The 3,353-nt window shown below is 71.1% G+C and carries 5 protein-coding genes and 1 riboswitch; of the genes, 1 reads left to right on the top strand and 4 read right to left on the bottom strand.

Annotation, left to right across the window (positions count from 1 at the left end; translation table 11 throughout):
• The 4 genes from WA944_RS20745 to thiO all read right to left on the bottom strand — a co-directional run.
• The coding region (locus WA944_RS20745) for an SGNH/GDSL hydrolase family protein (protein WP_526647302.1) at positions 1-568 on the bottom strand (568 nt) is incomplete at its 3' end.
• A gap of 31 nt (positions 569-599) precedes the next feature.
• Entirely contained in the window at positions 600-1,364 is a 765-nt protein-coding gene (locus tag WA944_RS20740) for a thiazole synthase (RefSeq protein WP_526375127.1), read from the bottom strand.
• Between the two features lie 7 nt (positions 1,365-1,371).
• Positions 1,372-1,569, bottom strand: a complete 198-nt coding sequence (gene thiS, locus WA944_RS20735) for a sulfur carrier protein ThiS (RefSeq protein ID WP_163887956.1) — start codon at positions 1,567-1,569, stop codon at positions 1,372-1,374.
• Positions 1,566-2,603: a glycine oxidase ThiO gene (gene thiO, locus WA944_RS20730; protein WP_526375124.1), complete on the bottom strand. Its 1,038-nt coding sequence runs from the start codon at positions 2,601-2,603 to the stop codon at positions 1,566-1,568. The genes thiS and thiO overlap by 4 nt, the downstream gene beginning before the upstream one ends.
• Positions 2,603-2,711: riboswitch (TPP riboswitch) on the bottom strand. (Overlaps the previous gene by 1 nt.)
• Positions 2,712-2,748: 37 nt before the next feature.
• Here thiO and thiE point away from each other — a divergent pair.
• A partial coding sequence (thiE, locus tag WA944_RS20725; protein WP_526647301.1) for a thiamine phosphate synthase occupies positions 2,749-3,353 on the top strand: 605 nt, incomplete at its 3' end.

Here is a 3,353-nt window from a genome sequence, read left to right as displayed (position 1 = left end):
GCTCCAGGGTGCTCGCCATCCGCCGGCCCAGCGCGAGATCGGCATCCCGCAGCGGGGGCGCCGCCGCCCCGGGAGGCGGCAGCAGCGTGAGGTAGTCGACGAACAGCACGGTCGCATGCGGCGCACGGTGTCGCACCGTCCGTCCCACCTCCACCAGCGACTCGCCGACCTCGGCCAGCGCCCGGTCCCGCGCCGCGGGGTCGAGGAGTTCGCGCAACCGCGCGCCCAGGAACGGAACCGCCTGTGCGAATCCGGGCAGGCCCGCGGCGAACAGCATCGGCACATAGCCGACGTCGTTTCCGCCGATCGTCACCGTCACCAGCGTCTCGGTGCCGTCGAGTGCGTCCACCTGCGGCGGCGCCCCGCGCTGGGATTCGGTGAGGACGTGCGCGGTGGTCGCCCCCGAGTAGGTGACGTCGACGAGTTCGAGGCCCAGCGATCTGGCGACGAGGTGCGGGTAGTTGCGCGCGGACCGCCCGGCGGACCGTGGCGATCCTGCCGCCCGTGGCTGGATCCCGGGCCCGGCGGCCATCGAACTACCTAGCGCCACATAGCGTTTTGCGATCATCACAATTCTCGGTTCTTCGCGCGAGCGCTCATCACAGCCGCGGGCTGGAGGCTTGCGCCCAGAACCGCTTCGGGATCCTGCCCGCCCGCCGCGCCAGGTAACCGCCCTTGACCGCGGCGGCCATCGCCGCCGCCATCGCGGCCGGATCGGCGGCACGGGTGACGGCGCTGGCCAGAAGCACGGCGTCACAGCCGAGTTCCATCGCCAGTGCGGCGTCGCTCGCGGTCCCGATTCCCGCGTCGAGAATCACCGGCACGGAAGCGTGCTCGACGATCATCTCGATGTTGTGCGGGTTGGCGATGCCCAGGCCGGTGCCGATCGGCGACCCGAGCGGCATCACCGCGGCACAGCCGGTGTCCTCCAGACGCCGGGCCAGTACCGGGTCGTCGTTGGTGTAGGGCAGCACCACAAAGCCGTCGTCGACCAGTTGCTCGGCGGCCCTGATCAATTCGACACCGTCGGGAAGCAGCGTCCGCTCGTCGGCGGTGACCTCCAGCTTCACCCAGTTCGTCTGCAGCGCTTCGCGCGCCAACTGGGCCGTCATCACCGCTTCGGCCGCCCCGCGGCAGCCCGCCGTGTTCGGCAGCGGGGTGACGCCGATCCGCGCGAGCAGTTCGAGCACACCGGTGCGGCCGTCGGCGTCGACACGACGCATCGCCACCGTGGTGAGCTCCGTCTCCGAGGCGATCAACGCCTCCTCGAGCACCGCGAGGTTGGCCGCCCCGCCGGTGCCGAGGATCAACCGCGAGCCGAACTCCCGGTCGGCGATGCTCAACTTGTCCGGTCCGGTGTGCACCGCCACCTCAACCACCTTGCACCGCCGTCACCACTTCCACCTTCGCACCGTCGTCGAGCGTTGTGTCCCACTGCGACCGCGGGATCACCGACCAGTTGACCGCCACCGCGATCCCCTTCTCCGGGAACCCGAGCGATTCGAGCAGGCCTGCCACTGTCATCTGATCGTCGATCTCCACCGTTTCATCGTTGACCACGACCTTCATCGCGCCACCTTCAGTTCGTCGGGGCTCGGCACCGGTGCGCCGGACAGCTCCGCGGCGATCACCTCGGCCGTCCACGGGGCCAGCAGGAACCCGGAGCGGCCATGACCTGCCGCCACCAGGGTGCGCTCGTCGAGCCTGCCGACGAGCGGAAAGTTGTCGGTGGTCATCGGCCGCAGCCCGGCGGCGCACTCGGCGAACTCGTACTCACCGAGCGCCGGCACCACCGCGCAGGCGTCGTCGAGCAGTTCCCGCACCCCGGTCACCACGGGGGCGGTGTCCCGGCCGTGCTCGTACTGCGTCGCGCCGACCACCACACCGTCGGCTCTGGGCACCAGATACACCTGGCGTCCGTGCACCCGTGCCCGGATGACCCGCTGCGGCACGGGCATACATCCGCGACGCCATCTCAGCCGCAGCACCTCACCCTTGACCGGGCGGACCGGCAACCCCGGCCAGAGCGTGGGCGCGTCGATCCCGTTGGCGATGACGACGGTGTCCGCGTCGACCCGGGCGAGGTCCTGCACCGGTGGTGCCCACTGCACACCGAGCCGACCGCAGTGCGCGGCGAGCGCGTCGACGACGGCCCGGTTGTCCACCGCCAGCTCGGTGTCTGCGGTGAATCCGTGCCGAATGCCCTGGGCGAGAAGCGGTTCGATGTCGCGCGCGGAATTCGTCAGCGTCACCGGATGTCCCTGGCCGGCCAGCCACTCGCCAACGGTCTTCAGATCTGCGGCATCAGCGCGGTCCACCGCGACGACCAGCGATTGCCGGGCCGTCACCACCTCGGGCGGCAGGCCGTCCAGAAATCCCCGATGCCACAGCTCGAGCGACTCCAGCCCGATCCGCAGCAGGCGTTCCTCCCCGGGCCAGCCCTCGCTGTGCGGCGCGAGCATCCCGCCGGCGACCCAGGACGCGCCGCGCTGCTCGGCCCGGTGCACCCGGACCGTCCAGCCGTCCTGGGCGGCACGGCGGGCGACGGCCAATCCGATGACGCCGCCGCCGACGACAGCAAGGTTCATGGCTTTCCTGCTCATGGTCGGCATCTTCTCCTCCCTTCGCCGGCATGACCCGGATCAGGTGTGACGGTAAGAACGGCGCGCTCACTCTCAGTCCCCGTACCCGGGACTCCCGTGTGGTCGGTTACCAGCCTACGTCGGTACGCGGTTAGCGTTTCGCAGTGTGAGTGACACCTCGCCGCGCACCCGGCTGCTCTCGTCGTCGCTGTACCTGTGCACCGACGCCCGCCGCGAACGCGGTGACCTGGCGGAGTTCGCCGAGCAGGCGCTTGCGGGCGGGGTCGACATCATCCAGCTCAGGGACAAAGGCTCCCCGGGTGAGCAACGGTTCGGCCCGCTGGAGGCCCGCAGCGAGCTCGCAGCGATCGAAGCCCTCGGCGACGCGGCGCGGCGCCACGGCGCGTTGCTGGCCGTCAACGACCGCGCCGACATCGCGCTGGCGGCCGGCGCGGACGTCCTGCACCTGGGCCAGGACGACCTGCCGCTCCCGGTGGCGCGCAGCATCGTCGGCGACACCGTCGTGGGTCGCTCGACGCACGACATCGACCAGGTACAGGCCGCGATGGCCGAAGACGTCGACTACTTCTGTGTCGGACCGTGCTGGCCGACGCCCACCAAACCGGGGCGCCCGGCGCCCGGGTTGGACCTGGTCCGCGCCGCCCGCGCGCTGGAGGACGCGACCGGCAACGACAAGCCGTGGTTCGCCATCGGGGGTATCGACATCACCCGGGTGCCGGACGTGGTCGCGGCCGGCGCGCGCCGCATCGT

The organism is Mycobacterium sp., assembly GCF_049683355.1.
Taxonomy (GTDB): domain Bacteria; phylum Actinomycetota; class Actinomycetes; order Mycobacteriales; family Mycobacteriaceae; genus Mycobacterium.
Note: the sequence above shows the minus strand (reverse complement) of the source record. Positions and strands in the feature narration are given on the sequence as shown.

What these genes read in the sequence shown, in the direction of transcription:
- thiS (WP_163887956.1), bottom strand. Translation starts at nt 1,569, where the DNA reads ATGAAGGTCGTGGTCAACGATGAAACGGTGGAGATCGACGATCAGATG.
- thiO (WP_526375124.1), bottom strand. Translation starts at nt 2,603, where the DNA reads ATGAGCAGGAAAGCCATGAACCTTGCTGTCGTCGGCGGCGGCGTCATC.